Here is a 26,180-nt window from a genome sequence, read left to right on the forward strand (position 1 = left end):
CAGCCGCGATCGCGGGAAGGCCGCCGAGGGCGGACTGCGAGCGACACGGGCCGGTGTTACCAGAAAGTGTTACCGCACAGGCCAAAGTGGGCACGACGGTAACAAGATGGCGAAACTCTACTCCTGAGGTCCGAGGGGGAGCAAGTCATCGCCCTCAACTCGAGACGCCAGTGTTTCAAGATTCTCCTCGCCCAGCACGCTGAGGCGCTGCGGGCCCAGCAGGTCAGCCAACGGACGCATCACGAAACCACGTTTGAGCATTTCGCGATGGGGCACGACGAGACGCGGCGTCGAGATCCTGCTGTCATTGTAGAGCAGCAGGTCAAGATCCAGTGTGCGGGGGCCCCAGTGACGCAACCGCACGCGACGATGCTGCTGTTCAAGAGCTTGCAGTTGATCTAGCAGGGCGAGGGGGGACAGGCGGGTCGTTAGCTCGGCAACGGCGTTGACGAAGTCGGGCTGGTCCTGCGGGCCGACCGGCTTGCTGGCATACAGGCGAGAATGTCGCGTGCAGCGGGTCAGCGGCAGCCGGTCGAGAGCCTCAAGCGCGCGCTCCAGTTGAGCGCGCGGATCGTCAAGATTGGCACCGAGGCCAATCAAGGCTGTCGAAATCATGCACAGTTCCTGCGTGGAGACGGCAGTGGCTCAGGCGAGCCACTGCTCAGCCCTGGCCGCGACCATTGCGCCGACGTTTGCCGCGACGCTTGGTGCCGGCCGGCTTGCTGCCGGCGGGGCCTTCATCGGAGACACCTTCGATCATCGTGACCTGGGTGCGAGCATCGACTTCCTGGAAGTCGGTCCACCACTTGCCCAGCCCCGGCTTCACTTCGCCGGCGAATTCGCGCAGCAGCAGGAAGTCGTAGGCGGCGCGGAAGCGAGGATGCTCGCGGGTCTGGAAGGCGCGTTTGCCACGGCGACGCGGCAACTTGGCCTGCATATCCCAGATCTCGCGCATCGGAATGCTGAAGCGCTTCGGGATCGAGGTGTGGTTGAGCTGGCGAGCGATCGCCTGCTGGGCCGCCTGGTGGGCTGCCGGAATGTCGGGCATGCCACTGGCGATCAGCTGATCGGTACGCGCCTTGACGCCCGGCCACAGCAGGGCGGCATACAGGAAGGCCGGCGTGACCGGCTTGTCTTCGCGGATGCGGTCGTCCGTGCTGGCCAGTGCCTTCTCGATCAGCGGCATGGACCAGTGATAATGCGCGAAACTCTCTTCCGTCTCGGGGAACAGCATCTGGAACAGCCCAAACTCACGCAGGAGATGGAAGGTTTCCAGTGCATAGCCGGACATGAACAGCTTGAGCACTTCCTCGAACATGCGCGCCGGCGGAATCTGCAGCAGCAGCGGGGCCAGTTCGTACATCGGTTCGGCCGTGGCCTCCTCGATGTCGAAGTCCAGTTTGCCGGCGAAGCGGACGGCACGCAGCATGCGCACCGGGTCTTCGCGATAGCGTGTTTCCGGATCTCCGATCAGGCGAATCATGCGCGCTTCGATATCGCGTACGCCATTGGCCCAGTCGTGGATCGTGAAATCGGACACGTCGTAATAGAGGGCATTGATCGTGAAGTCGCGGCGCAGCGCGTCCTCCTCGATGGAGCCAAAGACGTTGTCGCGCAACAACATGCCGTCTTCCGACTGCTGGGTATGCTGGCTGGGCGTGCTATCGGCCGGCTTGCCGCGGAAGGTGGTGACCTCGATCACCTCACGACCGAAGCGCACGTGCACGATACGGAAACGACGGCCGATGATGCGGGCATTGCGGAACAGCTCGCGGACCTGTTCCGGCGTGGCATTGGTGGCCACGTCGAAGTCCTTGGGGCGTTGTCCGAGCAGGGCATCACGGATACAGCCACCGACCAGATAGGCCTGATATCCACCGCTTTGCAGACGATAGAGTACCTTCAGCGCATTCTCGCTGAGCTGGCGGCGGGACACGGGATGCTCATCCCGCGGTATCACACGCAGGCTGGGCAATGGAGCCGCGGGCGCGTCAGTTGCATTGAAAAGCGTCTTCAAGCGGTCACCGGGGCGTTGTAGAAAGCGGGTAAATCCTTTGAGCATGCAGCGATTCGACTCGTGCGTGGCAGGCCGCCCAGTGTAGCCGAGGGCAGATACCTTGGCAAAGCGCCGGTCTGCCATCCAGGGGCCGACTCTGCACTTCAAGGCGTCTGACGAGGCAAGAATCACCTCTCAGACAAGGAAAAAGGGAGACCGATCACTCGGTCTCCCTTGCAGGTAGGGTACACGCATCCTTGAGCGGATGTTCTTTTTCGTGATGGCGCATCGCCCTGAATACGCACCACAGTCACAAATCAATGCAGACAGATCCTTCGTGTTGCAGATCATGTTGTTGTTGTCTGGCTGTCTGTTCGGTGACCATCTCGTATTCAAAACAATCTTCCATTCACCGACGGCTGAATAGCCTCCCCCCGCGAGTTGTTGTTGTTTCGGGGGTGATCCGGGGTCGAGCCTGTTGTTCTTGTTGGTGCTCGAGGCCGGATTCGTCGCGTCCTGGTCAGTAGATTCCGGACTGCCGATATCTTGTTGTTATTGGATCGGCGGATGATGAACTGCGGCCTTTTGTTCTTGTTTTGGCTCTTGCCTGCCACCACTCATGCAGTGAGGCATGCGGTTCATCATCAATGTCACGCGCTCGACGGGTATTGTTCTTGTTGATGTCGAGGGTTTTCGAAGCATTGCGCGTTCTTGTTGTTGTTGGGCGCGCTTCGTATTTCCGGTTGTTCTTTTTCTTGACCGTGATGTTGCATCGGATGTGCCACAGCTTAAAAAAAACCAGTAATTCAGTCATTTAGACATAGGTCGCTGAGACGTGAGGTGTAGAGAAGCGCGAGGTGTTACCTGACGTGGCCATTGGTGCGCTGGATGGGGTCATGATTTGGGGTCGATGGTAACAATTGGTGCGAAGGTCTAACGAAGTGCCTTGCAAGCTAATGATTGAGCTGGGTTTTTTTCGAGTCTTTCGACACTAAAGTCTAGCGCTGCCATCGATGATGCGGGGGTCTATGGCAGGCAAGGTGGCGCCGCAGGCGGGTTGCTCGCCCGGGAAGGCACCTGCATGGTGCAGTGACTTCAGCGCAGTGACTTCTGTGCGCCAGCGTCAGTGCTCCAGTGCCGCTCAAGCTTCATCACGCCAATGTCAGTTTGCGGGAGAGCTGCGGCGGCCCTTGCGGCGTGGAATGCCCAGGCGCTGACGCCGCTCCCAGAGGTTCTTGCGACTGATGCCGAGGCGGCGCGCGAGCTCGGTCTCGCTCATGTGGTCCTGATGCTCGAGCACGAAGTGCTGGAAGTAGTCCTCCAGCGAGAGGTCTTCCTCCTCACCGGCATCGCCGATCACCGAGAGGCCGCTGCGCGGGGTGTCCGCAGGCGGTGGCAGGCCCGTGCCCTGCTGGCCGGCCGCGGGCTGACCTGTGACAGGCGCGGAAGTCGTTTCGGGGCTTGAGCCACTGGCGGCGCCTTTCACTGCGCCTTTCGCCGCTCCTTTGCTCGCTGTCTTGGGCACCTGAACACTGGAGGGCGCCGAGTCGGCTGTTGCGGCGGCGGGCGCTGCTTGAAGCGGCTGCCCTGAGGGCGTGCGCAGGCCGAGGTCCTCAGGGGCGATGATGCGACGCTCCGCCAGAATGACGCCCCGCTCGAGGGCGTTTTCCAGCTCACGGACATTGCCGGGCCAGGCGTAGTGATGGATTTCCTGGCGCGCCCGCTGGGAGAGTCGCATGCCATCGCGTCCATGCTTGCGGGCGATGCCGGCCAGCAGATGCTCGGCCAGTTCCAGCACGTCATCTCCACGCTCACGCAGGGGCGGCAGGTCGATCTCCATCACGTTCAAGCGGTAATAGAGGTCGAGGCGGAACTCGCCGCTGGCCGAGAGCTGATGCAGGTTGCGGTGGGTCGCAGCGATGAGGCGAATGTCGACGTAGCGGGTCTCGATGGCCCCCACGCGGCGAATCTCGCCCTCCTGCAGCACCCGCAGCAGGCGTGCCTGGGCATCCAGCGGCAGTTCACCGATCTCATCCAGAAACAGTGTGCCGCCATCGGCGGCTTCGATCAGGCCTGTGCGCGAGCTGGTGGCGCCGGTGAAGGCACCTTTTTCATGGCCGAACAACTCGGACTCGATCAACGTCTCGGGAATGGCGGCGCAGTTGACGCAGATCAGCGGCGCCTGATGGCGTTCGCTCTGGCGGTGAATGGCGCGCGCGACCAGCTCCTTGCCGGTGCCGGACTCACCCAGCACCAGCACGGTGACATCGGCGGGCGCTACCTTGCGAATGCGGGTATAGACCTGTTGCATGGCGCGACAATGGCCAATCATCTCCACCGGCTTGTTGGTCGTGCCAGCATGCGCCTGGGGCGGAGGCGGCGCAGCACTCGGCGCCCCCAGGCGTGGCAGAGACAGCGCATCTCGCACGCTGCGCGCGAAGGCCTGCTGGTCAAACGGCTTGGGAAGATAGTCGGCTGCCCCCGCCTTCAGGCAGCCGATGGCGGCATGCAGGCTGGGGTCGTCGGCCAGCAGCAGCACGGGTGTTGGCCGGCTGGCACGCAGGATCGGGTCGGCATGGTCTCCGGCCAGTTCGCTGTCGCAGATCACCAGCGCGAAGTCGGCCGGGTGCTGCAGACGGGCATCCTCCAGGCCGCTGGCCTGCACCACGTCGTGACCCTCGCGCTCCAGCAGATGCTGCAGCGTGTTGCGCGAAGCACCTTCCTTTTCGACGATCAGAATCCGGGCCATGGGGTGATGTCGCTCGCCTGAGGGTGTGCATGAGGGGATGGCTGTCGCTCGAGTCTGTCCTGTTCCCACAGGGGTGGCAATCCGACAATCGTGGCTGTTGTCAGGCGTTCCGACTGTATGGCGTATCTGGTCTCGGCCGCCCTCAGCTGCCTTCATCAGTCCTTGTCATTGGAACAGTGGCTGCACTGAGTGACGGCGCGGTGCCGACCGCCGCAAGTGACCAGCGAGGAGTGGCGTGGGCGAGTTGCTCAGCGGGGCTGGCGGTCGCCAGTTCGGGCGGCGGCGCCTGACCGAGCAGTGTCAGGGTATGGTGCAGCAGCGTTCGAATCGCGCTGGCGTCTTCCGGCAGGGCCGGCGCCAGGTTCTGCTTGGAGAGCTTCTGGCCATTGTCGGCCCTGATCAGCGGCAGGTGCGTCAGGCGTGGCATCGGCAGGTCGAGCGCGGACTGCAGCAGACGTTGCCAGGGGCTGTTGTCGAGCAGATCGAGCCCGCGTACGACATCGGTGATGCCCTGCTCGGCATCATCCACCACCACGGCCAGCTGATAGGCCCACAGGCCATCGCGTCGCTTGAGCACCACGTCGCCTAGCGTGACAAGATCCAGCTGGACCGCGCCCTGCAGGCGGTCCTGCCAGCCAGCGATGGCCCGGGAGCCGCCGAAGCGCTCTGCCGCGCGCACGTCCAGCCGCCAGGCATGCTCGCCCTCGGGCGGTTCGGTCCGCTCACGGCACCAACCGGGGTAGATGGCGTGCTCGCGCCACTGCTTGCGCGAGCAGTCACACGGGTAGGCGATGCCACTGGCCTTCAGTTGTTCCAGTGCATCGGCGTAGGCGGCGTGACGCTGGCTCTGATAGCGGAGCTCACCATCCCGCTGAAGACCGAAGGCATCCAGCTGGCGCAGGATGGTATCGGCGCTCCCGGCGGGGCAGCGCGGTGGGTCGATATCCTCGATACGCACCAGCCACTCGCCGCCGTGATGGCGGGCATCGAGATAGCTGGCGACGGCAGCCAGAAGTGAGCCCGCGTGCAGCGGACCGGAAGGGGTGGGGGCAAAGCGGCCACGGTAGGCGGTAGGCATGTGGGCTCCGTCATCCTTCGTGGTAGGGGATTCGCAGGCAGCAGGGCCTGAACGCATACGGGCACCGCTCCGAGGAGGGTGCCCGTATGGGGGATGAGGGCGACGGCCTGACGTCGCTTCATCGACAGCAGGGCTTAGCGGCCCAGCTGCTTTTCCTTCAGCTCGGCCAGTGTCTTGCAGTCGACACACTGGGTAGCGGTCGGACGTGCTTCCAGACGGCGAATACCGATCTCGATGCCACAGGACTCGCAGAAGCCGTAGTCGTCCTCATCGATGTTCTCGATGGTCTCGTTGATCTTCTTCAGCAGCTTGCGTTCGCGATCACGTGTTCTCAGCTCGAGGCTGAAGCCTTCTTCCTGAGTGGCACGGTCTGCAGGGTCCGCGTAATTGTTGGCATCTTCCTGCAGGTGACGCACGGTGCGATCGACCTCTTCCATCAGCTCCTGTTTCCACTCCATCAGGATCTGGCGGAAGTGCGCTAGCTGCTTCTCGTTCATGTACTCTTCACCCGCTGCCGGCTCATACGGGGTGAATTTCTTAAGCGCTTCCGGCTTGGTTTCAGCTAATGGCATGGGACCGCCTCATTCCGCAAGTGACTTGGGCCGTCGACAGTCTGTTGCACTGCCTCCTTGGCCACGGCGAGGGGGCTGTCCTGACTGCTGCCCTCGCGAGAAGATCAGCTTATTTAGCGTAAAAGTGACAAGTTTGCAACCGATCTCCGACGATAGTTTGTAGCGGGCAATGGTCAAGTGCGTGCCGGCAAACACCGATTTGCCTGCACGAAGGGGCTGGGAATGGGCCTTGGCAGGCGCCTAGAATGAAGCTCCCACCCTGAGGAGTGTTGTCATGCAGTTTGCCCGTCGTCTTGAATCCGTTGCCGCCTTTCGTGTGATGACGTTGCTGGAAGCCGCCCAGGCGCGCGAGGCCGCGGGCCATGACGTCATCCATCTGGAAGTGGGCGAGCCCGACTTCCCGACCCCCGCGCCGGTGATCACCGCCGGGCAGGCAGCATTGGCGGCCGGTCAGACGCGCTACACCCCTGCCTGTGGCCTGCCGGCTCTGCGCGAGGCCATCGCGGCTGACTATCAGCGTCGTCACGGCGTCACGGTCTCTCCCTCCCGTATCATCATCACGCCCGGCGCCTCCGGTGCCCTGCTGCTGGCCACGCTGTTGTGCGCCGAGCGTGGCGACAGCGTATTGATGGCTGACCCGACCTACCCCTGCAATCGTCACTTCATGGGCCTGGTGGATGCCCAGCTGGACGTGGTGCCCGTCAGTGCCGCGAGTGGCTGGCAGCTGACCGCCGAGCTTGCTGATGATTTCTGGCGCGAGAACACGCGGGCCGTGATGGTGGCATCGCCCTCCAACCCCACCGGACACGTGCTGTCGCCCGAGGAATTGAAGGCGCTGGGCGAGCTGTGCCAGTCGCGAGATGCCCACCTGCTGGTGGATGAGATCTATCAGGGGCTTACCTATGGCGTGCCTGCGCACACCGCACTGGCGGAGTGCCCGGACGCCTTCGTCATCAACAGCTTCTCCAAATACTTCGGCATGACGGGCTGGCGGCTAGGCTGGTTGGTGGCACCGGAAGCCGCGGTCGAGCCACTGTCACGCCTGGCGCAGAATGTCTTCCTGGCCGCGTCGACTCCTGCACAGCATGCGGCGCTGGCGGCCTTCACCCCGGAATGCGAAACAGAGCTCGAGCGTCGTCGGCAGGTACTCGAAGCCCGTCGTGGCGTGCTGCTGGACGGGCTAGAGCGCCTGGGGCTGGCGCCGTCGGTGCCGCCGCAGGGTGCCTTCTACGTCTGGCTGGATATCTCGCATCTGAGTGATGACAGCGAGGCCTTCTGCCGCGCACTGCTGGAAGAAGAGAATGTCGCCATCACGCCGGGTACGGACTTCGCGCTGGCCGAAGGGCGTCGCCATGTGCGTATCGCCTTTACCGCCGATAAGGCGCGTCTGCGTGAAGCCCTGGCCCGCATGGAGCGCTTTCTTGAGCGACGTGCCACCCGGGCGGGAGTGTCGGCTTGATGGTGCTTGAGGGGCTGCATCGTGGTCGCCTGATCCGTCGCTACAAGCGCTTCTTCGCCGAGGTGGAGCTGCTTGAGGGTGAGCGGGCGGGTGAGGTGGTGACGGCGCATTGCCCGAATACCGGCTCAATGCGCGCGGTGTGCGTCGAAGGTTGTGAGGTATGGCTGTCACCGTCCGACAATCCCAGGCGCAAGCTCGCCTGGACCTGGGAGCTGATTCGCCTGCCGCTGGATCCGCCCGGCGCTGACGGTCGGCGTGAGGCCTTGGTGGCGGTGCACACCGGACGTGCCAATGCCCATGTCGAGGCGGCGCTGCAGCAGGCCAGCGTCAGCGCGCTGCACGACATGAGGCTCGCCGACTTTGCGCGCCTCAAGCGCGAGTCACGTGTCGAGGTCCTGCTGCCGGGAAATGACACGCCGGAGCGCTCGCGGCTCGATTTCCAGATGTGGCCAAAGGAGGAGGGCGCGGCCTCGATCTATCTGGAGGTCAAGCAACTGACACTGCGCGAAGCTGACGGTCACGGCTATTTCCCGGACTCGGTGAGTACGCGTGCCCAGCGTCATCTGGCCAGCCTCGCGGCGCTGGTCGCAGCAGGTCACCGTTGCGTGCTGGTGTTCTGCGTCGCCCATGACGGGATCGAGGATGTCGCACCGGCGGCGCATCTCGACCCGGCCTATGCGCAGGCCTTTGCCCGGGCGCAGGCCGCCGGTGTCGAGGTAGTGGCGCTGGGCATGCAGATCACCCTCGAAGAGTATTTCTCGGATGCGAGCCAGCCACTGTGGCGAGCAAGACTAGGCCTTGCGCGCGCGCTGCCACTGCATGACGTGCGCTTTGCTGGCTGATCAGGTCGCTGGCGCTCAGCCTGTCAGTCAGCGCTCATGTCTCTTTCCTTCATTTCCCCCTCGTGTCTCCACCGCTGCCTGCGGCCTCCCACAGCAGCAACAGGGCTGGCGAGGCGTCGTTGTGCACCAGCTCAACGTCTAGCGCCGTCAATCGTTGGCCGAGGCAGGGGCCGCTGATGCAAGTGCCGTGATGCGGTTCGAAACAGGCCTGATGGCGGTGGCAGAGTATCAAGCCGCCGGTCGCGTCCATGTAGGGATCGTCAGTCTCGTCCTCGGTCAGCATTCGGCTGCCCTGGTGTGGGCAGTAGTCGAGGAAGGCGCGCGGGCCATCGGGCTGCATCACCAGCAGGGCCGAGCGGCCATCATCGAGTGTCAATGGCATGCTGCGGCCGACGGACAGTGATGGCAGCGGCAGTCTCAAGCACAGCCTGGATGAAGGCCCTTGGGGGAGTGTTGGTGGCCTTTCGGACATGAGGGGGCTCGCATCAGGTATCATGGCAGCGTTGGCACGCTCTCTTGTGGTCTTTTACCGTGTCTTGCCGCTTCCTTCCATGCCGAGTCATCTTCATGTCGCTATTTCGCCGCTCGATCACTTCCAGCTTCCGCTCCAGCAACGAATCCGGGACACCTGAACACACGGCCGGGGTGAGCCGTCGCCAGTTGCTGGCCGGCATGGCCGTTTCGGCGGGCGGGCTTAGCGTGCTGGGCTCGGCACTGGGCAGCCCGCTCGTACAGGCCGCTCTGCCGGCCAGCGGGCCGTTGCCCCCGCTGCCGGCCTGGCATGATCCCGAGGCGTCCCACCCGTTGCTGGGCAGCATTCTGGTCGCGGAGGGCAATCGTCGTCTATCGCCAGCGGCGCTGGTCGATTGGAGCCAGGCGCACTCGATGGTGCTGCTGGGCGAGCATCACGACAATCCGGATCATCACCAGCTGGAACGCTGGTTGATCGATGCGCTGGCCGTGCGGCGACAGTTGGGTGGTGTGGCGCTGGAGATGCTGGACACGACCCAGGATGCCGCCTTGTCGCTGGCCAATCGCACCTCGCTTGCTGTCGCGGGATTGCCGGATGATGAGCTCCAGCAGTTGCTGGCCTGGAATGCGCGCTGGCCCTTCACCGACTACGCCCCCCTGCTGCGCGGAGCGCTGGACAGTGGTGCGCCACTGGCGTCTGCTAGCCTGTCGGCGGCACAGCTGGAGGCCAGCATGGCACCGGGGCAGTCGCCGTTGGCACTGCCGGAAGCGGTCCTGCGCCTGCAGCGTGAGGCACTGGATGAAGGCCATTGCGGCCTGCTGGGTGCAGAGCGCCTGGACGCGATGCTGCGTGCGCAGTTGGCGCGGGATCAGCAGATGGCAGAACGCCTTGAGGGCCTGTCGGCCGACGGTGCCACCAGCTTGCTGGTGTGTGGCTCCGGCCATGCCCGTCGCGATATCGGCGTGCCGCGCTGGCTGGATGGCAGCACGCTGTCCGTAGCGCTGATGCCGGTCGCCTGGGATGACGCGGGCCAGCCGCTGACGCATCTCACCGATTATCTGCCGGAAAGCGCCGGTGCGGCGCCGGCCTATGATCTGGTGTGGTTCACGCCGGCGACGGCGCCCGTCGTCGACGCCTGTGAAGGACTGAGCGAAACGCTGCAGGCGACCGTCAGCTAGAGGCCAGCCAGGTCTCGGGCCTCTGCAATCCATGAGCCGTCTGAATCCTCGGCATGAAAAAAGGCACCTCTTGGAGGTGCCTTTTTCGTTGGTGCGACGTGGGTGACGCGACCTGAAGAGCGACGCGATCAGGCGTTCTTGAGATCCGGTACGCTGTCAGCACGACGGCGCGCTGCCTTCTGCGGCGTCTCGTCATGCTGGGCGTCGCCACGTGCGTTCTCACCACTGTCATTGCTGCCGGCCTGCTCACGGAAGCGGTCTTCGATATAGGTGATGCGCGTGCGGCCGTGGGGCACCGGCTTGAAGTCGGCATCGACGCTGACCAGCACGATGCGGTCGATGGTCAGGATGCGCTCGCGGGTGATCTTGTTGCGGATCTCGACGCACAGCGAGATCGAGGTACGACCGAAGGCGCTGGCGGTGATGCCCAATTCGATGATGTCGCCCTGACGCGCGCTGGAGACGAAGTTGATCTCCGACATGAACTTGGTGACCACGCGCGAGGTGCCCAGCTGGACGATGGCGTAGATGGCCGCTTCCTCATCGATCCAGGCCAGCAGACGTCCACCGAACAGGGTGCCGTTGGGGTTGAGGTCTTCGGGCTTGACCCACTTGCGGGTATGGAAGTTCATGCACTCTCTCCTCGGGATGCCGGCGCACCTCACCGGAAGTGCGTGCCGTGATCCTCAGCTGCGTTTACCCCGAAAGTATATAGACTTTAGTTGCGACTGTCTGTGCATGGCTCGGATAGCGCAGCGCTATCGTGGCGCGGAAGAATTGCTGGCGTCATGACGCGAAACGGCCAACAGGAGTGTCCTGTCGGCCGTTTCCTTGCGGGGCCTGGCGCTTGGTCCAAGGAGATTGCTGTAGGGCGCCTGAACTCAGCGCTGGTCGGGCGGGCAGTTGTCGCGGCAGACGCGGAAGATGGCCACTTCCCCGAACAGATTCGGCCACCAGGTCGCCGCCGGGTGCGGCTCGTGATCACCATTGCCGACCGCGCGGTCGATGATCTTGAGGCCCTGGGCGCGACACAGGCGCTCGAAGTCCGCGAAGGTCGACAGGTGGATGTTCGGCGTGTCGTACCAGGCGTGAGGCAGCGACTTGGAGACCGGCATGCGGCCCTTCATGCCCAGGTGCAGGCGGTGACGCCAGTAGGCGAAGTTGGGGAAGGTGATGATGGCCTCACGCGAGACGCGCATCATCTCCTCCAGCGCACGGTCCGGGCGACGCAGTACCTGCAATGCCTGGGACATCACCACGCGATCGAAGGTGTCATCGGCGAAGTTGGCCAGGCCGTCATCGACATTCTGCTCGATGACGTTCACGCCACGGGCGACACAGGCGCTGATGTTGTCGGGGTCGATCTCCAGGCCATAGCCGAAGACCTGCTTGGTCTCCTTGAGGGAGGCCAGCAGGGTGCCGTCACCGCAGGCGAGGTCCAGCACGCGCGCGCCTTCGGGAATCCAGTCATGAATCTGGGCGAGGTCGTTACGCATGGCTGGTCTCCCTGGTGCTCGGCTTTTGCGTGGCTTTGGCGCCACAGGCGTGGTCGTAAGCGCGAGTCAGGAAGTTGCCCAGCACCGTCTGGTAGCGTTCGCCCGGCAGCAGGAAGGCATCATGTCCGTGCGGCGAGTCGATGTTGGCGTAGCTGACCGACTTGCCGGCATGGATCATGGCGTTGACCAGCTCGCGCGAGCGTGACGGCGCGAAGCGCCAGTCGGTGGTGAAGCTGACCACCAGTACCGGGCAGCTGATCGGCGCCATGGCCGCGGACAGGTCATCGCCTGCCGTGGCGGCAGGGTCGAAGTAGTCGAGCGCCTTGGTCATCAGCAGGTAGGTATTGGCATCGAAGGCGGTGGAGAAGGTATCGCCCTGGTGGCGCAGATAGCTCTCGACCTGGAAGTCGACGTCGTAACCGAAGTTGAGGCGGTCCTGACGCAGGTCACGCCCGAACTTGGTACCCATCGAATGCTCGGAAAGATAGGTGATATGACCGACCATGCGCGCCAGCTTGAGGCCGCGCTTGGGCACGGCATCGATACGCGAGTACCAGCCGTCATGGAATTCCGGGTCAGAGCGAATCGCCTGACGCGCGACTTCATTGAAGGCGATGTTCTGTGCCGAGAGTTTCGGCGTACAAGCGATGATGGCGACGTGACCGACGCGATCAGGGTGGTCCATCACCCACTGCAGCGCCTGCATGCCACCCAGCGAGCCACCGACCACCGCCGCGAAGCGGGTGATGCCGAGAGACTCGGCGAGGCGCTTCTGGCTCTCGACCCAGTCCGGCACGGTCACCAATGGGAAGTCAGGCCCCCATTGCTCGCCCGTTTCCGGGTTGATCGAGGTCGGGCCGGTACTGCCGTGGCAGCCGCCGATGTTGTTCAGCGCGATCACGAAGAAGCTCGAGGTATCAATGGGCTTGCCGGGGCCGATGTAGTCGTCCCACCAGCCAGGCTTGCGGTCGCTCATGGCGTGATAGCCAGCCGCATGATGGTGGCCGGTGAGGGCGTGACAGATCAGGATGGCGTTGCTGGCGTCCGCGTTCAGCTCGCCGTAGGTCTCGTAGACCAGCGAGTACTGCTCGAGGCGTCTGCCGCAGGCCAGCTCCAGCGGGGTATCGAAGTGGGCAGTCTGAGGCGTGACGAGACCGACCGAATCCGGGGGCAGGGAATCAGGCATCGTGGTGAAGGTTTCCAGCATCATGTCCAGCAGAGTGTTCGGGGCAGGGCCCGTGTCCGGGGCGCGAAGCCGCGGTGATGCGCCTTGTGGGCGTCTCGTGCACCGTGGTTGTGGCTTCGGCCGAGGGCTCACTCTAGCACAGCGTGCGCACGCGTGATCCAGTGGCACGCGATGCAAGAGCGCCCGCCACGGGAGTCCGTGGCGGGCGCTGATCTCGTCGGCATGTGCCTTGGGCACATGCGAGCCATCCTTGCTGGCGGAGTGCCGGCTTAACTGAAGGCGCTGGGCAGCATGCCCAGTGACGGCAGGGTCTGGTTGATCAGGCTGCCGACCAGGTTGAGCGCGATGAACACGAAGATCGGCGACAGGTCGAGCATGCCGATTGACGGGATCACCTTGCGTACCGGCTTCATGATCGGATCGACCAGCTGATGGACCAGGATGGCGCCCGGGTGGTTGGCCTGCGGAGCGACCCACGACAGGATGATCATCGCGATCAGGGCGAAGAAATAGATGTTGATGATGCTGTCGAGAATGGTGCCCAGTGCCGTCAGCGCGATGAAGCCGACCGGCAGCATGCCGCCACCGAACAGGGCGCCGATCGCGACCAGCACCAGGCTGACGACGATGAAGGCGGCGGCCAGGGTGGCGATGTCGAAGCGACCCAGCGGGCGCAGAATGCCCTGCAACGGGGCCACCAGCGGGTTGGTCGCCTTGACCACTGACTGGGTGACCGGGTTGTAGAAGTCCGCTCGGGATAGCTGCAGCAGGAAGCGCAGCATCAGGATGTAGACAAATAGTTGCAGCAGGATGGTGACCAGCTGAAGTCCGATATTACCCATAGCACCCATGGGGCTTTCCTTAAGACGGTGAGAAGTGGGCGCGCGATAGTGCACGCGTCATGCCGCTAGCATGCCAACAACGGATGAACAGCGCATGATGGCCTGTTGTGGCCCGGGCTGCCAGCGGCCTGCAGGAGTTGTCAGTGGAGCAGAGGCTGTCAGCGATCCAGCTCGCGGGCAAGCTCGGCGGCGCGCACGCTGGAGGCCTTGGCGGCGCGCTCGACGATATCGCGCAGCCCATCCTCCTCGAAGCTGTTGATGGCGCGCTCCGTGGTGCCATTCGGCGAACACACGCGGCGGCGCAGCTCGGCGGGCTCATGCTCCCTGGAGAAGGCCATCTCGGCGGCACCGCGGGCGGTCTGGATCGCCAGGCGGCGCGCGGTCTCGGCATTCAGCCCCAGCTCGATGCCTGCCGCTTCGAGCGACTCGATGAACAGGAAGAAATAGGCCGGGCCGGAGCCGGAAATGCCGGTGACGGCTTCCAGCAGACCTTCTTCCTCGACCCACTCGACGATACCGACTGCGGTCAGCATTTCATCCATCAAGCCGCGTTGCTCCTCCGTCACCTGGGCGGTGGCATAGAGCCCGCTGGCGCCGACACCGACCAGCGACGGCGTGTTGGGCATGCAGCGGATGATGGCGAGGTCGCCACCCAGCCAGCGCTCGAGGCTGTCGCAGGTGATGCCAGCCGCGACCGAGACGATCAGCGGCTTGCGGTTCTGCACCGCAGGGGTCAGCGCCTGGCAGACGTCATGCATCATCTGCGGCTTGACGCCCAGCACCACCACATCGGCTTGCGAGACGGCGTAGGCGTTGTCCTGGGTCGTGCTTACGCCGTAGCGCTGCTCGAGGGCATCGAGTGTCTCGCGCGAGCGAGCCGTGGCGATGATACGGTCTGCGGGATAGCCGGAATCGACCATGCCGCCGAAGATGGCGCTGGCCATGTTGCCGGCGCCGATGAACGCGATAGTGCGCGGTGTAGCGGTGCTCTGGTGCGTCATGCGGTGCTCCTGATCATTCAGTGGGAGGGCTGGCGGCAAGCTCGAGAGCCTTGCGTGAGTGTTGGATTTTCCTCAGCGAGCGTTGGGCTCAATGGACCTGGGAATAGTCACGTGCGCCAAAGATGGCAGTGCCGAGGCGTACCAGTGTCGCGCCTTCGGCGACGGCGGCCTCAAGGTCCGCGCTCATGCCCATCGAGAGAGTATCGAGCCGGGCCTGCGGGTAGCTGGCGGCGGGGAAGCGCGTCTGCAGTCGCTCCAGCAGTTCGCGCAGCTGGCGGAAGGGCGCGCGGCGCTCAGCCTCACTGGCACCGGCGGCGCAGGGGGCCGGAATCGCCATCAGGCCGCGCAGGCGCAGCCCGGGCAGTGCGATCACCGTCTCGGCCAGCGCCAGCAGTTCCTGGGGTGCCACGCCAGCCTTGGAGGCTTCGCCGGAGATGTTGACCTGCAGGCAGATATCGAGCGCGCCAAGCTCACGGGGGCGCTGCTCGCTCAGGCGGCGTGCGATCTTCTCGCGTTCCACGGTATGCACCCAGGCGAAGTGCTCGGCGATGGCGCGCGTCTTGTTGGACTGGATGGGACCGATGAAATGCCATTCGATATCGGTGAGGTCCGACAGCGCCTGCTGCTTGTCCAGCGCTTCCTGCAGATAGTTCTCGCCGAAGGCGCGCTGGCCGGATTGCCAGGCTGCGCGTATCAGCGTGGCGGGTTTGGTCTTGCTGACGGCCAGCACTTGCGCCGAATCAGCGTTGCGTTTACTTGCCTGCAATGCCTTTTCCAGCCGCGCACGGGCCTCTAGGATACACTGGGTAACACAAGCTTCGTCGTCGGGGACTGCGGTCATGCGGCTCGGCTCCAGAATTTGCGGAACAACCTGGCGATGGCTGGCACGGTGTCAGGCATGTCATCAATGGCATGAGCGTGACAGGCCTGGTGACATGGTGCCCATCGCACTATCTACTGAAGAGCCACTTCACACTTTCACCAGAGTACACAAGACTCGTTGGTACAAGAGCTTCGGTCTTCGCGAGGGAACTGCATGGATATTACCGAACTGCTGGCTTTTTCGGCAAAACAGAACGCGTCGGATCTTCACCTGTCCGCAGGTTTGCCACCGATGATTCGTGTCGACGGTGATGTGCGGCGCATCAATGTGCCATCGATGGATGACAAGCAGGTGCGCGCGCTGATCTACGAGATCATGAACGACAAGCAGCGCCGTGACTTCGAGGAATTCCTCGAGACCGATTTCTCCTTCGAGGTGCCGGGGGTCTCGCGCTTTCGTGTCAACGCCTTCCATCAGGGGCGCGGCGCGGGGGCCGTCTTCCGTACCATCCCCTCGGAAGTGCTGACGATGGAGGATCTGGGGCTCGGTGAAGCCTTCCGCAAGATGTGCATGCTGCCGCGCGGCCTGATTCTTGTCACCGGGCCGACCGGTTCCGGTAAATCCACCACGCTGGCGGCGATGATCGATTACATCAATGAGAACAAGTACGACCACATTCTCACCATCGAGGACCCGGTGGAATTCGTGCACCAGTCCAAGCGGTGTCTGGTCAACCAGCGTGAAGTGCATCGTGATACCCACGGCTTCGCGCCCGCGCTGCGTTCGGCACTGCGTGAAGACCCGGATGTCATTCTGGTCGGGGAGCTGCGAGATCTCGAGACCATCCGTCTGGCACTGACCGCGGCCGAGACGGGTCACCTGGTATTCGGCACCCTGCACACTACCTCTGCGACCAAGACTGTCGACCGTATCATTGACGTCTTCCCCGGCGAGGAAAAGGCAATGGTGCGCTCGATGCTGTCCGAGTCCCTGCAGGGCGTCATCGCCCAGACACTGCTCAAGAAGATTGGCGGTGGCCGGGTGGCGGCTCACGAGATCATGATCGCGACGCCCGCCATTCGTAACCTGATCCGCGAGGACAAGGTGGCGCAGATGTACTCCTCCATCCAGACCGGTGGTGCCCTGGGCATGCAGACATTGGATGCAGCGCTGACGCGTCTGTTGGCGGAAGGGCTGGTGACCAATGAAGATGCTCAGGCGAAAGCCAAGGGCTTGTTGAGCTGAATTCGCCAGGAGGGCCGACAATCACGTTGCAGGTAGGTGGGGCAGGGGCCGGAACACGTCAACTTTTCAGGTTCATGGGACGGCATTTCAGCGCGAGGCCTTGGGCGCGACTCTCAAGGCGCATATCGGGATACAACTCATGACTCCTCATGAATGGCTGCATGAACTTCTGCAGTTGATGGTCAGCAAGGGCAGCTCGGATCTGTTCATCTCCACCGGCACACCGCCGCAGATGAAGGTCAATGGCCGCATGGTGGCGCTGGGTGACAGGAAGCTGAGTGTCGATCAGGTGAGAGAGCTGGTGCTCGCACCGATGAGTGACATGCAGCGCGAGCGCTTCGAGGAAGAGCGCGAGGCCAACTTCGCGCATAGTCTGCCGGGAGTCGGGCGCTTCAGGATCAGCGCCTTCTACCAGCGTAGCCAGATGGGCATGGTGATTCGCCGAATCCAGCTGTCGATTCCCAGCCTGGAAGAGTTGCGGCTGCCGGAGATCATCAAGGGGCTTTCCGAGACCAAGCGTGGTCTGGTGATCTTCGTCGGCGGTACCGGCGCCGGCAAGTCGACCTCGCTGGCAGCGATGATCCAGCACCGCAACCAGACCTCGAGTGGGCATATCATCTGTATCGAAGACCCGATCGAATATATCCATCCTCACCAGCGCTCCATCGTGACGCAGCGTGAAGTGGGAATCGATACCGAGTCTTTCGAGGTGGCACTGCGCAATACGCTGCGTCAGGCGCCGGACGTGATCATGATCGGCGAGATCCGCTCGCGTGAGACCATGGAGCATGCGCTGACCTTCGCCGAGACAGGCCACCTGTGTCTTGCGACGTTGCATGCCAACAATGCCAACCAGGCCCTGGACCGCATCATCCACTTCTTCCCGGAGGAGCGTCATGAGCAGGTGTGGATGGATCTGTCGCTGAACCTCAAGGGCATCGTGGCCCAGCAGCTGTTGCCTCACAGGAGTGGCAATACCACCCAGCGCGTGCCGGCCATTGAGGTGATGCTGCGTTCGCCGCTGATCGTCGACCTGATCCGCAAGGGCGCGGTGGTCGAGATCAAGGACGTCATGAAGCGCTCGCAGCAGCAGGGCATGATGACCTTCGACCAATCGCTTTACGCCTTGCATCAGCAGGGCTTGATCACCGAGGAAGTGGCATTGGCGCATGCCGATTCCGCCAATGACCTGCGCCTGATGATCAAGTTCGGTGATTCCGATAGTGCCCAGGAAGCCCAGCAGGATGTCATGAGTGCCGCCAGTCGCTTCTCGCTGCAAGGGGATGACGACTGAGGCGTGTCGGTCATGCCAGCTGTCGGTGATGTCAGCATGGTGATTGTCCCAATCAAAAGTCGCCCTCTTCATCACGAGAAGGGCGGCTTTTTCGTATCCGATGAGGGTCAGCGAGCGTAGAGGCCGCCCAGCACTCTCGGGCCGCTCGCGCCGGTCACGCTGGGCAGGTTGCCGGGGCGCTCCAGGACTCTGCGTGCCGCGAGCCAGGCGAATGCGCTGGCTTCGAGCAGGTCTGCGTTCCAGCCCATGTCAGCGCAGGACACAAGGGACGTCGCTTGCTCGCCTTGCGCCAGGCGCTGCTCCAGCTGAGTGAGCAGGGCGCCATTGCGTGCCCCGCCACCGCAGGGAGTCAGCGCGGCCAGTGATACGCCGGTCTGCTCCAATGCCCGCACGATGCTTTCGACGGTCAGACTCAGGAGCGTGGCCTGCACGTCAGCCGGTGACTCGTCGCCGGTCAGGTGCTGAGCCAGCCAGTCGAGATGGAAATCTTCGCGGCCGGTGCTCTTGGGAAGTGGTCGGCGGAAGTAGTCGGCCGACAGCAATCTCTCGAGCAAGTCAGGAATCACCTTGCCGCTGGCGGCCCACTGACCGTCCTGATCCACTGTGGTACCACGATGACGTGCATGCCAGGCATCCAGCAGGCAGTTGGCGGGGCCGGTGTCGAAGCCGATGACGTCAGCCGTGGAGCCCTGAGGGGGAAGTAGTGTCAGATTGGCGATGCCGCCCAGGTTGAGCAGCCCATGCCATTGGTCTGGCTGACTGAATAGCGCAGCGTGGAAGGCGGGCGCCAGCGGGGCCGCCTGACCGCCGGCGGCCAGATCGCGGCGCCGGAAGTCAGCAACGACAGGGATGCCGCACAGCTCGGCCAGCAGGCTGGGGTTGTCGAGCTGCAGGGTGTAGGGCGTGTGGCATGGCTGATCGCTGAAGCCGTAGGGGCGATGCTCGATGGTCTGGCCATGGCTGCCAATCGCCGCGACATCCTCTGCACTCAGCTGCTGGCGGGTCAGCAAGCGCGTCACCGCGCTGGCGGCCAGTTCAGCCAACGCCTTCTCGGCGGCGGCGAGATCCGCGAAGCATGCCTCATCGCAATGCATCAGCTGCCAGAGGCGAGTCCGCAGTGTCTCGGGCAGCGGCAGGTCGAGCCCATCAATGAAGCGAATCCGTTCGTGGTCTGGCGAGGAGGGTGCGATATCGAGCAAGGCGATATCGAGTCCGTCCAGGCTGGTGCCGGTCATCAGGCCGAGGTAAAGCGCCATTGGGATCTCCCGATCATTGGGGGCGTGCAACAGGGGGGGGGGGAAGCTCGTGAGCACGCCGCTCTGCGGCAGGGGGTGCATGCCATGCTCGTCATGCTAACATTCTCGGCCAACATGCCCCGTTACGAGGGGAGCAGCAACGGTCAGAGAGGGCAGGATGAGCGACAAGTCAGTAGTGGAAGCGCTGGAGATCATCAAGCGCGGTACCGATGAGGTGCTGGTCGAGGAAGAGCTGATCAAGAAGCTCGAGTCCGGGCGCAAGCTCAAGATCAAGGCAGGCTTTGATCCGACGGCGCCGGACCTGCACCTCGGTCATACGGTGCTGATCAACAAGCTGCGCCAGCTGCAGGACCTCGGTCACGAGATCATCTTCCTGATCGGTGATTTCACCGGCCGCATCGGCGATCCCACCGGCAAGAGCGTGACGCGCAAGCCGCTGACCGAAGAGGATGTGAAGGCCAACGCCCTGACGTATCAGGAGCAGGTCTTCAAGATTCTCGACAAGGAGAAGACGCGCATCGCCTTCAACTCCGAATGGATCAGCAAGCTCTCCGCGGCTGACATGATCGAGCTGGCGGCCTCCAGCACGGTCGCTCGCATGCTCGAGCGTGACGATTTCGACAAGCGCTATAGCGGCAATCAGCCGATCTCCATCCACGAGTTCCTCTACCCGCTGATCCAGGGGTATGACTCCGTGGCGCTGGAAGCGGATATCGAGCTTGGCGGCACCGATCAGAAGTTCAATCTGCTGATGGGACGTGAGCTTCAGCGCCAGCGTGGCCAGGAGCCGCAGGTGGTGATCACCATGCCGATCCTCGAGGGCCTGGATGGCGTGCAGAAGATGTCCAAGTCGCTGGGCAACTACATCGGCATCAACGACCGACCCGGCGAGATGTTCAACAAGATCGTCTCCATGCCGGATTCGCTGATGTGGCGTTACTTCGAGCTGCTGTCGCTGCGTCCCCTCGATGAAGTGAAGGCGCTGATGGCCAGCATCGACGACGGTGCCAACCCGCGTGATATCAAGATGGAGCTGGCGCGCGAGCTGGTGGCACGTTTCCACGATGAAGAAGCGGCGGTGACGGCGCACCTTTCCAGCGGCAATCAGCTGGCCGACGGCGAGTTGCCGGCGGACATGCCGGATGTCACCGTCAGCCTGGAGGGCGCCGAGGTGGCGCCGATCGCGGCGGTCATCAATCGTGCGGGTCTGGCCAACAACAGTGCCCAGGCCAAGGACATGCTCAAGAATGGCCGCGTGAAAGTGGATGGCGAAGTGGTCGAGCCTTCCTATATGGCACCTTTCGATACTGCCATCGTCATCCAGGCGGGCAAGAAGCGCTACGCACGAGTGACCGTGACGCGCTGAGGTACTCAGATGTACTGATACTGAGAAGTCGCTGTCGTAAGTCACCTCCCGCTCGGCCTCACCAGACATGGTGGGGCCGAGCGCGTTCTGAACTCCTGGCATCATCGTGGCGAGATTCTTTCAAGAAAGCCCTTGCCCTCACGGCGGTTCGTGCGTAAAGTACGCATCCGCTGCCGGGGACGCATGGCGTTGCCAGCGGTGAAAGAGGTTTGCAGGTGATTGTTTTACTTGATGTTTTTGAAGCTCGCTTCGAATTCATCGATTGACAATCGCGGGCGATTCGCTAGAATGCGCCGCACTCCTTACGGAACAGGTGATCGAGCAACGCTCCTCACCGCTTGATGATGCTTAGAGGCAGTCGACTGACTCATCATCAAGTGCTTGACTTATCAAGCGTTCCGGGTAGAATATGCCTCCTCGCTTCACAGCGACGCTCTTTAAAAATTTGATCAGGTAATTCGTGTGAGCGCTTGCCGATGAGTGGTGACAAGGTCACCAAATATCGGAGCAAGCCTCTCACGAGAAGTTTGACTCTGAACCAAGTTTGGTCTGCTTAACAGACTATCAAGCTTTCAACTGAAGAGTTTGATCATGGCTCAGATTGAACGCTGGCGGCAGGCTTAACACATGCAAGTCGAGCGGAAACGATCCTAGCTTGCTAGGAGGCGTCGAGCGGCGGACGGGTGAGTAATGCATGGGAATCTGCCCGATAGTGGGGGACAACCTGGGGAAACTCAGGCTAATACCGCATACGTCCTACGGGAGAAAGCAGGGGATCTTCGGACCTTGCGCTATCGGATGAGCCCATGTCGGATTAGCTTGTTGGTGAGGTAACGGCTCACCAAGGCGACGATCCGTAGCTGGTCTGAGAGGATGATCAGCCACACTGGGACTGAGACACGGCCCAGACTCCTACGGGAGGCAGCAGTGGGGAATATTGGACAATGGGCGAAAGCCTGATCCAGCCATGCCGCGTGTGTGAAGAAGGCCTTCGGGTTGTAAAGCACTTTCAGCGAGGAAGAACGCTTGTGGGTTAATACCCCGCAAGAAAGACATCACTCGCAGAAGAAGCACCGGCTAACTCCGTGCCAGCAGCCGCGGTAATACGGAGGGTGCAAGCGTTAATCGGAATTACTGGGCGTAAAGCGCGCGTAGGTGGCTAAGTCAGCCAGGTGTGAAAGCCCCGGGCTCAACCTGGGAACGGCATCTGGAACTGCTTGGCTAGAGTGCAGGAGAGGAAGGTAGAATTCCCGGTGTAGCGGTGAAATGCGTAGAGATCGGGAGGAATACCAGTGGCGAAGGCGGCCTTCTGGACTGACACTGACACTGAGGTGCGAAAGCGTGGGTAGCAAACAGGATTAGATACCCTGGTAGTCCACGCCGTAAACGATGTCAACTAGCCGTTGGGTCCCTTGAGGACTTAGTGGCGCAGCTAACGCAATAAGTTGACCGCCTGGGGAGTACGGCCGCAAGGTTAAAACTCAAATGAATTGACGGGGGCCCGCACAAGCGGTGGAGCATGTGGTTTAATTCGATGCAACGCGAAGAACCTTACCTACCCTTGACATCCAGAGGACTTTCCAGAGATGGATTGGTGCCTTCGGGAACTCTGAGACAGGTGCTGCATGGCTGTCGTCAGCTCGTGTTGTGAAATGTTGGGTTAAGTCCCGTAACGAGCGCAACCCCTATCCTTATTTGCCAGCGAGTCATGTCGGGAACTCTAAGGAGACTGCCGGTGACAAACCGGAGGAAGGTGGGGACGACGTCAAGTCATCATGGCCCTTACGGGTAGGGCTACACACGTGCTACAATGGCAAGTACAAAGGGTTGCAATACGGCGACGTGGAGCCAATCCCATAAAGCTTGCCTCAGTCCGGATTGGAGTCTGCAACTCGACTCCATGAAGTCGGAATCGCTAGTAATCGTGGATCAGAATGCCACGGTGAATACGTTCCCGGGCCTTGTACACACCGCCCGTCACACCATGGGAGTGGACTGCACCAGAAGTGGTTAGCCTAACCTTCGGGAGGGCGATCACCACGGTGTGGTTCATGACTGGGGTGAAGTCGTAACAAGGTAGCCCTAGGGGAACCTGGGGCTGGATCACCTCCTTATCGACACTGTCTACTGCTCGCGGCAAGTGCTCACAACGAATTACCTGATCTTATTGCTGGCTTAGCCGGCAGTGGCAAGCGTGCTCATCAGAGCGCGCTTCTCACTGTTCTCTGAACAGCCGCTCTTTAACAATGTGAATCATGCTGACGATAGATGTGTGCGCCAAGCGCATGTCTATCAAACGATATGTCGGAGAGGTCCGACAGAGTCGTAATCCTTGACAGACCCCTTGGGGTTATATGGTCAAGCGATTAAGCGCATACGGTGGATGCCTTGGCAGCCAGAGGCGATGAAGGACGTGATAGCCTGCGATAAGCGTTGGCGAGGTGGCAAATACCCTGCGACCCAACGATTTCCGAATGGGGAAACCCACTCACCATCAGGTGAGTATCTATAGGCCAATACATAACCTATAGAGGCAAACCCGGGGAACTGAAACATCTAAGTACCCGGAGGAAAAGAAATCAACCGAGATTCCCCAAGTAGCGGCGAGCGAACGGGGACCAGCCCTTAAGCGTGACAACCGACAGGCGAACAAGCTGGGAAGCTTGACGATACAGGGTGATAGTCCCGTAGTCGAAGTCCGAGTCACGTGAAATCGAGTAGGTCGGGGCACGAGAAACCCTGACTGAACATGGGGGGACCATCCTCCAAGGCTAAATACTCCTGGCTGACCGATAGTGAACCAGTACCGTGAGGGAAAGGCGAAAAGAACCCCGGCGAGGGGAGTGAAATAGATCCTGAAACCGTATGCGTACAAGCAGTGGGAGCACCTTCGTGGTGTGACCGCGTACCTTTTGTATAATGGGTCAGCGACTTATATTCTGTGGCGAGCTTAACCGTATAGGGGAGGCGTAGGGAAACCGAGTCTTAACTGGGCGACCAGTCGCAGGGTATAGACCCGAAACCGGGCGATCTATCCATGGCCAGGGTGAAGATTGAGTAACATCAATTGGAGGCCCGAACCCAAGTATGTTGAAAAATGCTGGGATGAGCTGTGGATCGGAGTGAAAGGCTAATCAAGCCCGGAGATAGCTGGTTCTCCTCGAAAGCTATTTAGGTAGCGCCTCACGTATCACCGCTGGGGGTAGAGCACTGTTTCGGCTAGGGGGTCATCCCGACTTACCAACCCGAGGCAAACTCCGAATACCAGTGAGTGCAGCGTGGGAGACACACAGCGGGTGCTAACGTCCGTTGTGAAAAGGGAAACAACCCAGACCGTCAGCTAAGGTCCCAAAATCCTGATTAAGTGGGAAACGATGTGGGAAGGCTCAGACAGCTAGGAGGTTGGCTTAGAAGCAGCCACCCTTTAAAGAAAGCGTAATAGCTCACTAGTCGAGTCGGCCTGCGCGGAAGATATAACGGGGCTAAATCAGGTACCGAAGCTACGGGTTCATCCTCTGGATGAGCGGTAGAGGAGCGTCGTGTAAGCCAATGAAGGTGGATTGAGAAGTCTGCTGGAGGTATCACGAGTGCGAATGCTGACATGAGTAACGATAAGGGGAGTGAAAAACTCCCCCGCCGGAAGACCAAGGTTTTCTGTTCTACGTTAATCGGAGCAGAGTGAGTCGGCCCCTAAGGCGAGGCGGAAACGCGTAGTCGATGGGAAACGGGTTAATATTCCCGTACCGGATGTGGTTGCGATGGGGGGACGAAGAAGGCTAGGTGAGCCAGGCGTTGGTTGTCCTGGTGAAAGCATGTAGGCCGAGGAATCAGGCAAATCCGGTTCCTCTGAGGTCGAGATGCGAGACGAACTGACCACGGTCAGGAAGTCATCGATGCCACGCTTCCAGGAAAAGCCTCTAAGCTTCAGATCACATGCGACCGTACCCCAAACCGACACAGGTGGTCAGGTAGAGAATACCAAGGCGCTTGAGAGAACTCGGGTGAAGGAACTAGGCAAAATGGCACCGTAACTTCGGGAGAAGGTGCACCGGTTAGAGTGAAGGACTTGCTCCGTAAGCTCCTACCGGTCGAAGATACCAGGTGGCTGCAACTGTTTATTAAAAACACAGCACTCTGCAAACGCGCAAGCGGACGTATAGGGTGTGACGCCTGCCCGGTGCCGGAAGGTTAATTGATGGGGTTAGGATTCGTCCGAAGCTCTTGATCGAAGCCCCGGTAAACGGCGGCCGTAACTATAACGGTCCTAAGGTAGCGAAATTCCTTGTCGGGTAAGTTCCGACCTGCACGAATGGCGTAATGATGGCCACGCTGTCTCCACCCGAGACTCAGTGAAATTGAAATCGCAGTGAAGATGCTGTGTACCCGCGGCTAGACGGAAAGACCCCGTGAACCTTTACTATAGCTTTACACTGGATGCTGATGTTGTCTGTGTAGGATAGCTGGGAGGCTTTGAAACCACATCGCCAGATGCGGTGGAGCCAACCTTGAAATACCAGCCTGACATCATTGGCGTTCTAACTCAGGTCCGTCATCCGGATCGAGGACAGTGTATGGTGGGTAGTTTGACTGGGGCGGTCTCCTCCCAAAGAGTAACGGAGGAGCACGAAGGTACCCTCAGCACGGTTGGAAATCGTGCATTGAGTGCAAGAGCATAAGGGTGCTTGACTGCGAGACAGACACGTCGAGCAGGTACGAAAGTAGGTTCTAGTGATCCGGTGGTTCTGTATGGAAGGGCCATCGCTCAACGGATAAAAGGTACTCCGGGGATAACAGGCTGATACCGCCCAAGAGTTCACATCGACGGCGGTGTTTGGCACCTCGATGTCGGCTCATCACATCCTGGGGCTGAAGTCGGTCCCAAGGGTATGGCTGTTCGCCATTTAAAGTGGTACGCGAGCTGGGTTTAGAACGTCGTGAGACAGTTCGGTCCCTATCTGCCGTGGGCGTCGGAAGTTTGAGAAGAGCTGCTCCTAGTACGAGAGGACCGGAGTGGACGAACCTCTGGTGTTCGGGTTGTCATGCCAATGGCATTGCCCGGTAGCTACGTTCGGACGGGATAACCGCTGAAGGCATCTAAGCGGGAAGCCCCCTTCAAGATGAGACTTCCCTGAGGCCTTGCGCCTCCTGAAGGGCCCTTGAAGACGACAAGGTTGATAGGCTGGGTGTGGAAGCACAGCAATGTGTTGAGCTAACCAGTACTAATTGCCCGTGAGGCTTGACCATATAACACCCAAGGGGTTTGCCCAGGCAAACCGCCGGGATTGCGACAGGATCGACGACATATCGGTCAGCATGATTCATATT

Annotated in this window: 19 protein-coding genes, 2 rRNA genes and 2 pseudogenes; 8 read left to right on the forward strand and 15 right to left on the reverse strand. The window is 61.5% G+C overall.

Features of this window, described 5'->3' with window-relative positions; genetic code table 11:
• Positions 1 to 117 precede the first annotated feature (117 nt).
• The 7 genes and pseudogenes from folK to dksA form a co-directional block, all read right to left on the reverse strand.
• Positions 118 to 615 (reverse strand): 2-amino-4-hydroxy-6-hydroxymethyldihydropteridine diphosphokinase, encoded by a 498-nt coding sequence (folK, locus tag FLM52_00900; GenBank protein ID NVN54378.1) that lies wholly within the window; start codon positions 613 to 615, stop codon positions 118 to 120.
• A gap of 46 nt (positions 616 to 661) precedes the next feature.
• On the reverse strand, positions 662 to 2,062 hold the full coding sequence (gene pcnB, locus FLM52_00905) for a polynucleotide adenylyltransferase PcnB (protein NVN54379.1): 1,401 nt from the start codon (positions 2,060 to 2,062) through the stop codon (positions 662 to 664).
• Positions 2,063 to 2,516: 454 nt separating this feature from the next.
• Positions 2,517 to 2,810: a hypothetical protein gene (locus FLM52_00910; protein ID NVN54380.1), complete on the reverse strand. Its 294-nt coding sequence runs from the start codon at positions 2,808 to 2,810 to the stop codon at positions 2,517 to 2,519.
• A gap of 348 nt (positions 2,811 to 3,158) precedes the next feature.
• Positions 3,159 to 3,332, reverse strand: a pseudogene (locus tag FLM52_00915) (sigma-54-dependent Fis family transcriptional regulator).
• Between the two features lie 261 nt (positions 3,333 to 3,593).
• A pseudogene (locus FLM52_00920) lies at positions 3,594 to 4,745 on the reverse strand (sigma-54-dependent Fis family transcriptional regulator).
• Between the two features lie 142 nt (positions 4,746 to 4,887).
• Positions 4,888 to 5,823, reverse strand: a complete 936-nt coding sequence (locus FLM52_00925) for a tRNA glutamyl-Q(34) synthetase GluQRS (GenBank protein NVN54381.1) — start codon at positions 5,821 to 5,823, stop codon at positions 4,888 to 4,890.
• 134 nt (positions 5,824 to 5,957) lie between these two features.
• Positions 5,958 to 6,395 (reverse strand): RNA polymerase-binding protein DksA, encoded by a 438-nt coding sequence (dksA, locus tag FLM52_00930; protein NVN54382.1) that lies wholly within the window; start codon positions 6,393 to 6,395, stop codon positions 5,958 to 5,960.
• A gap of 274 nt (positions 6,396 to 6,669) precedes the next feature.
• Here dksA and FLM52_00935 point away from each other — a divergent pair, with 274 nt between their 5' ends.
• Entirely contained in the window at positions 6,670 to 7,854 is a 1,185-nt protein-coding gene (locus FLM52_00935) for an aminotransferase class I/II-fold pyridoxal phosphate-dependent enzyme (protein ID NVN54383.1), read from the forward strand.
• On the forward strand, positions 7,854 to 8,696 hold the full coding sequence (sfsA, locus tag FLM52_00940) for a DNA/RNA nuclease SfsA (protein NVN54384.1): 843 nt from the start codon (positions 7,854 to 7,856) through the stop codon (positions 8,694 to 8,696). Before FLM52_00935 ends, sfsA begins: the two co-directional genes overlap by 1 nt.
• 49 nt (positions 8,697 to 8,745) lie before the next feature.
• Here the strand turns inward: sfsA and FLM52_00945 are convergent, their stop codons facing one another.
• Positions 8,746 to 9,192 carry a Rieske 2Fe-2S domain-containing protein gene (locus FLM52_00945; GenBank protein ID NVN54385.1) on the reverse strand — a complete coding sequence of 149 codons (447 nt, stop codon included), beginning with the start codon at positions 9,190 to 9,192 and terminating at the stop codon, positions 8,746 to 8,748.
• A gap of 71 nt (positions 9,193 to 9,263) precedes the next feature.
• Between FLM52_00945 and FLM52_00950 the strand changes: the two genes are divergently transcribed.
• The gene (locus FLM52_00950) at positions 9,264 to 10,346 is read left to right on the forward strand and encodes a ChaN family lipoprotein (protein ID NVN54386.1); all 1,083 of its coding nucleotides are present in this window, start codon (positions 9,264 to 9,266) and stop codon (positions 10,344 to 10,346) included.
• A gap of 128 nt (positions 10,347 to 10,474) precedes the next feature.
• Here the strand turns inward: FLM52_00950 and FLM52_00955 are convergent, their stop codons facing one another.
• The 6 genes from FLM52_00955 to FLM52_00980 all read right to left on the reverse strand — a co-directional run bounded on the left by FLM52_00955 (position 10,475) and on the right by FLM52_00980 (position 15,712).
• Complete coding sequence (locus FLM52_00955; protein ID NVN54387.1) at positions 10,475 to 10,978, reverse strand: acyl-CoA thioesterase; 504 nt, start codon at positions 10,976 to 10,978, stop codon at positions 10,475 to 10,477.
• A 249-nt stretch (positions 10,979 to 11,227) separates the two neighbouring features.
• The gene (gene metW, locus FLM52_00960) at positions 11,228 to 11,842 is read right to left on the reverse strand and encodes a methionine biosynthesis protein MetW (protein ID NVN54388.1); all 615 of its coding nucleotides are present in this window, start codon (positions 11,840 to 11,842) and stop codon (positions 11,228 to 11,230) included.
• On the reverse strand, positions 11,835 to 13,028 hold the full coding sequence (locus FLM52_00965; protein ID NVN54389.1) for a homoserine O-acetyltransferase: 1,194 nt from the start codon (positions 13,026 to 13,028) through the stop codon (positions 11,835 to 11,837). The genes metW and FLM52_00965 overlap by 8 nt, the downstream gene beginning before the upstream one ends.
• A 269-nt stretch (positions 13,029 to 13,297) precedes the next feature.
• Positions 13,298 to 13,879 (reverse strand): YggT family protein, encoded by a 582-nt coding sequence (locus FLM52_00970; GenBank protein NVN54390.1) that lies wholly within the window; start codon positions 13,877 to 13,879, stop codon positions 13,298 to 13,300.
• Between the two features lie 149 nt (positions 13,880 to 14,028).
• The gene (locus FLM52_00975) at positions 14,029 to 14,871 is read right to left on the reverse strand and encodes a pyrroline-5-carboxylate reductase (GenBank protein ID NVN54391.1); all 843 of its coding nucleotides are present in this window, start codon (positions 14,869 to 14,871) and stop codon (positions 14,029 to 14,031) included.
• A gap of 88 nt (positions 14,872 to 14,959) precedes the next feature.
• Positions 14,960 to 15,712 carry a YggS family pyridoxal phosphate-dependent enzyme gene (locus tag FLM52_00980; GenBank protein NVN54392.1) on the reverse strand — a complete coding sequence of 251 codons (753 nt, stop codon included), beginning with the start codon at positions 15,710 to 15,712 and terminating at the stop codon, positions 14,960 to 14,962.
• Positions 15,713 to 15,907: 195 nt separating this feature from the next.
• On the opposite strand from FLM52_00980, the gene FLM52_00985 reads away from it, so the two are divergent.
• Entirely contained in the window at positions 15,908 to 16,939 is a 1,032-nt protein-coding gene (locus tag FLM52_00985; protein ID NVN54393.1) for a type IV pilus twitching motility protein PilT, read from the forward strand.
• A 139-nt stretch (positions 16,940 to 17,078) separates the two neighbouring features.
• Complete coding sequence (locus FLM52_00990; protein NVN54394.1) at positions 17,079 to 18,233, forward strand: PilT/PilU family type 4a pilus ATPase; 1,155 nt, start codon at positions 17,079 to 17,081, stop codon at positions 18,231 to 18,233.
• Between the two features lie 107 nt (positions 18,234 to 18,340).
• Here FLM52_00990 and FLM52_00995 read toward each other — a convergent pair whose 3' ends face one another.
• The gene (locus FLM52_00995) at positions 18,341 to 19,489 is read right to left on the reverse strand and encodes an anhydro-N-acetylmuramic acid kinase (GenBank protein NVN54395.1); all 1,149 of its coding nucleotides are present in this window, start codon (positions 19,487 to 19,489) and stop codon (positions 18,341 to 18,343) included.
• Between the two features lie 157 nt (positions 19,490 to 19,646).
• Here FLM52_00995 and FLM52_01000 point away from each other — a divergent pair, with 157 nt between their 5' ends.
• From FLM52_01000 to FLM52_01010, 3 genes are all read left to right on the forward strand, one after another.
• Positions 19,647 to 20,855, forward strand: coding sequence for a tyrosine--tRNA ligase (locus tag FLM52_01000; GenBank protein NVN54396.1), 1,209 nt, complete (start codon positions 19,647 to 19,649; stop codon positions 20,853 to 20,855).
• Between the two features lie 573 nt (positions 20,856 to 21,428).
• Positions 21,429 to 22,974 (forward strand): 16S ribosomal RNA (locus FLM52_01005).
• A 230-nt stretch (positions 22,975 to 23,204) separates the two neighbouring features.
• Positions 23,205 to 26,117: ribosomal RNA gene (locus FLM52_01010) — 23S ribosomal RNA — on the forward strand.
• Together the 16S and 23S rRNA genes form the textbook arrangement of a ribosomal RNA operon.
• The last annotated feature ends 63 nt before the right edge of the window (positions 26,118 to 26,180 follow it).

Source organism: bacterium Scap17 (assembly GCA_013376735.1).
Classification (GTDB): Bacteria; Pseudomonadota; Gammaproteobacteria; order Pseudomonadales; family Halomonadaceae; genus Cobetia.